Annotated in this window: 4 protein-coding genes and 2 pseudogenes; 5 read left to right on the top strand and 1 reads right to left on the bottom strand. The window is 65.0% G+C overall.

The window, feature by feature from the left end; all coding sequences use genetic code 11:
- The 5 genes and pseudogenes from AB0T83_RS10305 to AB0T83_RS10285 all read left to right on the top strand — a co-directional run bounded on the left by AB0T83_RS10305 (window position 1) and on the right by AB0T83_RS10285 (window position 5469).
- Entirely contained in the window at window positions 1-237 is a 237-nt protein-coding gene (locus AB0T83_RS10305) for a transposase (protein ID WP_366192939.1), read from the top strand.
- 334 nt (window positions 238-571) lie between these two features.
- Complete coding sequence (locus tag AB0T83_RS10300) at window positions 572-748, top strand: transposase (RefSeq protein ID WP_366192938.1); 177 nt, start codon at window positions 572-574, stop codon at window positions 746-748.
- A 177-nt stretch (window positions 749-925) separates the two neighbouring features.
- Window positions 926-1168 (top strand): annotated as a pseudogene (locus AB0T83_RS10295) (transposase); the annotation flags it as partial.
- A gap of 70 nt (window positions 1169-1238) precedes the next feature.
- Window positions 1239-2252: pseudogene (locus tag AB0T83_RS10290) on the top strand (IS256 family transposase); the annotation flags it as partial.
- Between the two features lie 289 nt (window positions 2253-2541).
- Window positions 2542-5469, top strand: a complete 2928-nt coding sequence (locus tag AB0T83_RS10285; protein ID WP_366192937.1) for an error-prone DNA polymerase — start codon at window positions 2542-2544, stop codon at window positions 5467-5469.
- Between the two features lie 23 nt (window positions 5470-5492).
- On the opposite strand, the gene AB0T83_RS10280 is transcribed toward AB0T83_RS10285, so the two are convergent.
- A complete protein-coding gene (locus AB0T83_RS10280) occupies window positions 5493-6344 on the bottom strand; it encodes an SHOCT domain-containing protein (RefSeq protein WP_366192936.1) in 852 nt (283 codons plus the stop codon).
- Between the last annotated feature and the right edge of the window lie 5 nt (window positions 6345-6349).

The raw sequence follows: 6349 nt of genomic DNA, 5'->3' as shown, positions 1-6349 counted from the left end.
ATCCCGGCGCGCTTTCGAAGTTCCCGCGCCGTGGGGCCGATCCTGGGGCTGACGCCACCCCTCGAGCCGTCGGGAGAGAGCCAACATGTGGCCCGGATGTCCCTCTGTGGCCATGGCATGATGCGCGATCTGCTGTACGAGGCGGCGAAAGCCAAGCTAACCTGGGTAAAGACATGGTCTTGGCTGCGAGTTTGGGCGGCGCAGTCGCAAGGCGGAGCGGGTTCAAGAAAGCCGTAGTCGCTCTGGCCCGCCGTCTCGCGGCGATCATGCACCAAGTGTGGGTCGACGTCCTTCGCGGGACGGTGGGTGAAGCGCGTTTGCAATGGGTCCAGTTCCGGCAGAACAATGCCTGTCAGACTGAGAGTCAGATTGCGTCGCTTCACGCTTTTGGCCCCATATCGGGAGGGCTGAAGGGCCGATCCTGAAGAGAAGCAAGGACCCGCGAAAGACCGACCATGGAGCCACCAAGGACGACGGCTTGAAGGTGCGTGACCATGGAGCGCCGAATAGGGAAGGGCCCATTGATTTCGGCTGATCGTCATGATTCACCGGTCGAAAATCGCGCGGTGACATGTCTGATCTTTTCTGGCTGACCGATGTGCAGATGGCGCGGCTTGAGCCCTATTTTTTTAGGTCTCATGGCAAGCCACGCGTTGATGATAGGCGTGTGTTGAGTGGGATTATCTTCAGCAATAGAAACGGGTTGCGCTGGCGGGATGCGCCGAAGGAATATGCCCCGCACAGTTGAAGGAGACCGTGGCCCCAGTGGGACCGCGAAAACGTCGGAAACGCTCTACAACCGCTGGAAGCGGTGGCGCGACAAAGGCATCTGTGCCCGGATGATGGCCGGTCTTGCCGCCCAGCACGGCGAAGAGACGACCGTGATGATCGATGTGCCTGACCTGAAGGCACACCGCACCGCCACCCGTATGGGCGTCACAAAAGGGGGCGTGGGCGCCCGATCGGGCGAACAAAGGGCGGGATGAACACCAAGCTGCATGCCGTGACCGACAGCCAGGGACGTCCCATCAACGTTTTCGTCTCAGCCGAACAAGTCAGCGAAAATGTCGGCGCAAGTGTGCAGCTGGGCAGGTTCCCCGAAGTGAAATGGCTACTTGGAGATCACGGCTATGATGCCGATTGGTTTCGGGAAGCATTGAAAGACAAAGGGATACCCGTCGGGACTGTCAGGAATCTTGTGTGCGGGGCCATAGTGATGGAACGAAGAGGAGCAACACATGGCGATCGTGAAAGACCTATCGGACCAGCTTCTGGCTGGCCGCGTCCCTCAAGATCTGTTCGCGAAGGTCGGGCTTGTCGCATAGCGGAAGAAGGCGCTGTCGCAGCGGCTTCTGAACGCGGAGTTGGACGAGCATCTGGTCGGCGATGCCGGTCGCGTGGCTGGCAACCACCGCAACGGCACTTCGAAAGTGTCGCTGGACATCCCGCGGGACCGCGACGGCAGCTTCGATCCGAAGCTGGTTGCCAAATCTCAGCGGCGTTTTCCGGAGTTCGACGACAAGGTCATTTCGATGTACGCGCGCGGCATGAGCCTGCGCGAGATCCGTATGCATCTGGAAGATATCTACGGCATCGACGTGTCGCCCGACCTGATCTCGGCGGTGACGACTGCGGTGCTCGAGGTGGTCGCGGAATAGCAGAACCGGCCGCTCGTCGCCTGTCATCCGCAGGTCTTACTTGACGCGATCCGGGTCAAGATCCGAAACAAGGCGGTCTACATCGCCTTGGGCATCCTGCCCGATGGAACCAAGAACATTCCCGGCCTCTGGATAGAGCAGACGGAAGGTGCGAAGTTCTGGCTTCGCGTGATGAACGCGCTGAAGGCCCGCGGCTTAGGCGACATCCTCGTCGCTGTCGTGGATGGGTTGAAATGCTTCCCGGAAGCGATCAACGTGGTCGTTCCGGACACCGTGGTCCAGACCTGCATCGTACATCTGATCCGCCATTCCATGAGCTTCGCGTCCTGGAAGGACCGCAAGCCGGTGGCGCAGGCGCTGCGGGCCGTCTACCGGGCCAAAGACGCCGAAGAGGCCGCGATCGCTCTGGACGCCTTCGAGGAAGGCCCTTGGGGAGCGAAATACCCTGCCATCGGCCCCGCTTGGCGGTGGAACTTGGATATGGTCATCCCGTTCTTTGCCTTTCCGGAGAGCGTGTGCCGGATCATTTACACCATGAATGCCATAGAGGCCTTGAATTCGAAGCTGCGCCGGGCGGTCCGCGCCCGCGGCCATCCTAATCGCAAGCCCTCGAGGTCCCGCAGAGACTTGGTTCCGATGATGCCGTGCTCTGGACCGTCGCTGACATCCATCAAGCACGCTTATGTGATGGGCAGGTCGGAATTGCATCGAACCAGCATGGTGTTGGCAGCCAGCGCGTTGACCCGGACCGATGCATGTACCCAAGGACCCACGCCAAAAGATACGGCGGGCAGAAACAATCCCATTATCGAAGTCCAGAGCCTAGGGATGAGAACAAAACGGGAATATACTGCGGTGACTCAGGGGATTCGGAGCCGCCCTCATGTCCGTGGAACTCTGCATCACATCGAATTTCACCTTCCTGACCGGCGCTGCGCATCCCGAGGAATACGCGGCAAAGGCGGCGGAACTGGGGTTTGAAGCCTTTGCCATCGCCGATGAGAACTCGGTGGCGGGGATCGTGCGCGCGCATGTGGAACTGCGCGAGATCGCCCGCCATGTGCGGGACCGGGCGGCGGTGCTGGCCGAGGACGGGCCCATTGGCCCGCCACTGCCCGCAGGCCGCCCGCATCGCCCGGCGCCGATCCTGACCTGCGTACCGAGGCTGCTGCCCGCGGCGACGCTGGCCCTGCGCTGCGGCAGCCGGGTGCTGGCCCTGCCACGGGATCGCGCGGCCTGGGGGCGGCTGTCGCGGCTGTTGTCGCGCGGGCGGCTGCGGGCCGAAAAGGGCGCCTGCGATCTGTGCCTCGAGGACCTGCTGGAGCTGGGCGCGGGGATGGAGCTGCTGCTGCACCCGCCACGGGATCTGCCGGTGCCGGGCGGCGCGGGCGGGCGCTGGCCACAGGCAGAACGGCTGGCGCGCCGCTTCCCCCAGGCCTGCGCGGTGCTGCTGACCCCGCAATACGACGGGCAGGACCGGGCCCGTTTCGCTGCCATTGCCGCCCTGGCCACACACCTGGGCCTGCCCCCCGTGGCCGCCTGCGCGCCGGTGCTGCACGACGCCCGCCGCCGCAAGCTGGCCGATGTGCTGACCGCCATTCGCACCGGCTGCAAGGTGGCCGATCTGGGCCGTGCCGCGCAGGTCCACGCCGAACAGCGCCTGCGCAGCCCGGCCGAGATGGCGCGGATCTTTGCCGGCCATGAAGACGCGCTGGCCCATGCCCGGACCATTGCCGGGCGCATCGGGTTCTCACTTGACCAGTTGCGCTATGACTACCCCTCGGAAACCCGCGATGGCGAAACCGCGCTGGAACGGCTGACGCAACTGGCGCGGGCCGGTCTGTCCTGGCGCTATCCGGGCGGCGCGCCCGACAAGGTGCTCGCCCAGATGGGGCATGAGTTGCGCCTGATCGGCAAGCTGAACTTCGCCCCCTATTTCCTGACCGTCCATGACATCGTCGATTTCGCCCGGTCGCGCGGCATCCTGTGTCAGGGGCGCGGCTCGGCGGCCAATTCGGTGGTCTGCTACCTGCTGGGGGTGACCTCGGTCAGCCCCGAGATCGGCACCATGGTCTTCGAACGCTTCGTCTCCGAGGCGCGCAACGAGCCGCCCGACATCGATGTCGATTTCGAACACGAGCGGCGCGAGGAGGTGATTCAGCACATCTATCAGCGCTATGGCCGCCACCGCGCCGGGCTGACCGCCACGGTCATCCATTATCGCGGCAAGCGCGCCGTGCGCGAGGTGGGTCGCGCCATGGGCCTTTCCGAGGACACGCTGGGCGCCATGTCCAGCCAGATCTGGGGCTGGGGCGGCGGCGCCGGCTCGGCGATCAGCCGGATGCGCGAGATCGGGCTGGACCCCGACGATCCCCAGCTGGCCCAGACCATGGCGCTGGTGCAGGACATCCAGGGCTTCCCCCGGCACCTGTCCCAGCACGTCGGCGGCTTCGTCATCACCCAAGATCGTCTGGACGAACTGGTGCCGATCGAGAACGCCACCATGGAAGACCGCACCGTCATCTGCTGGGACAAGGACGACATTGATGCGCTGGGGATCCTGAAGGTCGATGTGCTGGGGCTGGGCATGCTCAGCTGCATCCGCAAGGGTTTTGACCTGGTGGCGCTGCATCACCGGCGCGACCTGACCCTGGCCAGCCTGCCGCCCGAGGATCCGGCGGTCTACGACATGCTGTGCCGGGCCGATGCCATCGGGGTCTTTCAGGTGGAAAGCCGGGCGCAGATGAACTTCCTGCCCCGGATGAAGCCGCGCTGTTTCTATGATCTGGTGATCGAGGTCGCCATCATCCGCCCCGGCCCGATCCAGGGCGACATGGTGCATCCCTACATCCGCCGCCGCAACGGCGAGGAGGAGGTGCGCTTTCCCTCGGATGCCCTTGGCCAGGTGCTGGGCAAGACCCTGGGCGTGCCGCTGTTTCAGGAACAGGCGATGCAGATCGCCATCGTCGGGGCCGGGTTTTCCCCCGACGAGGCCGACCGGTTGCGCCGCTCTCTGGCGACTTTCAAGAAGCACGGCAATGTGTCCGAATTCCGCACAAGGTTCCTGAAGGGCATGGCGAAGAACGGCTATGACCGCGATTTCGCCGAACGCTGTTTCGGGCAGATCGAGGGTTTCGGATCCTATGGATTTCCCGAAAGCCATGCCGCCAGTTTCGCGCTGCTGGTCTATGCCTCGGCCTGGCTGAAATGCCATCATCCGGGGATCTTTGCCTGCGCGTTGCTGAACTCGCAGCCCATGGGGTTCTATGCCCCGGCACAGATCGTGCGCGACGTGCGCGCCCATGGGGTCGAGGTGCGCCCGGTGGATGTGAACGCCAGCTTCTGGGACAGTGTGATGGAGCCCGACGGGCACGGCGGGCTGGCCCTGCGGCTGGGGTTTCGCCAGATCAAGGCGCTGAAGGAAGAGGACATCACCTGGCTGACCGCCGCGCGCGGCAACGGTTACCGCAGCCTGGCCGACGTCTGGCGCCGCGCCGGGGTGCCGCCGCGCCAGATCGCCCGGCTGGCCGAGGCGGATGTCTTCGCCAGCCTCGGGCTGAACCGCCGCGAGGCCCTGTGGGAGGCCCGCGCCATCACCGCCGAGAAGCCCCTGCCGCTGTTCGAGGGCGATCTGGACGGCGAAGGGATTTTTGAGCGCGCCGCCGATCTGCCGCAGATGACGCTGGGCGAAGAGATGGTCGAGGATTACGTCGCCCTGCGCCTGTCGCTGCGCGCCCATCCCATGGGGTTGCTGCGCGAGACGCTGACGCCGGGGTGGCCGGTGGCGGCGATGCTCGGGTCTCAACCGTGAACAGGCTGAGCGATCTGCCCCTGTCAGAGCCGGGCCAGAAGTTCCGCCTTCTTGGTCTCGAACTCGGCATCGGTCAGGATGCCCTTGTCGTGCAGGCTGGCCAGTTGTTCGATCAGCGAGAAAATCTCGCTGCTGTCGGCGCCAGCGCCTTTGTGTGCCGTTGGGGTGGTCTCGGCGGCCTTGGAGGCGGGCGCAGGTTCCGGTGTCGGCTCGTCTGCGGCAGGGGTCGGGTCTGCTGCGGGCGGTTGCGGCGCGGGCGCGCTGCCCTGCGCCGGGACAACCGGCAGGTCGGCCACGCGCACCAGACCGTATTGGCTGGTGAAGGTGATCGATTGGTCGCCGCCTTGTTGCTGCGAAAAGCCGCTGATCTGGTGATCGCCGATGTCATAGACGGTGATCTGGCCGTTCAGGTCGATGGCCAGCCGCCGGGTGTTGGGAAAGACCGCATAGCGCAGGTTGTTCTGGCTGCCGACCGAGGACGGCGCGCCCAGCTCTGACGGCCAGCCCGAGCCGCCGCCGTAGCCGCCCTGCACCGAGAAGCTGGCGCCGCTGCCCTGGCTTTGCGACTGGCTGGACATCTGGGTCGGGCGCGGGACCGGTTTGAACAGTTGCCCCCCCGCCAGCGCGTTGGACAGTTCGGTGCAGATCTGGTCGACGGTGAACTTCAGCGAATTGTTGAACATGTCGCCGACCATCACCATGCCGCCCATGGACCATTGGCCCATGCCGCCCAGTTCGGGATGCGAGAATTGCGCCTGCGAGCCGCCGCCGTTGTTGACCGCCACCAGCAGGGTCAGCACCGCATCCGGGGACAGCCCGTAGCGGCTTGCGATGTCATTGACGGTCCTGGTGCCGTCGGGGGTGAGAAGTGCCATTTGGC

The organism is Meridianimarinicoccus marinus, from assembly GCF_040689105.1.
In the GTDB taxonomy this organism is placed as follows: Bacteria; Pseudomonadota; Alphaproteobacteria; order Rhodobacterales; family Rhodobacteraceae; genus Meridianimarinicoccus; species Meridianimarinicoccus marinus.
This window is presented reverse-complemented; position numbering and strand designations above follow the sequence as displayed.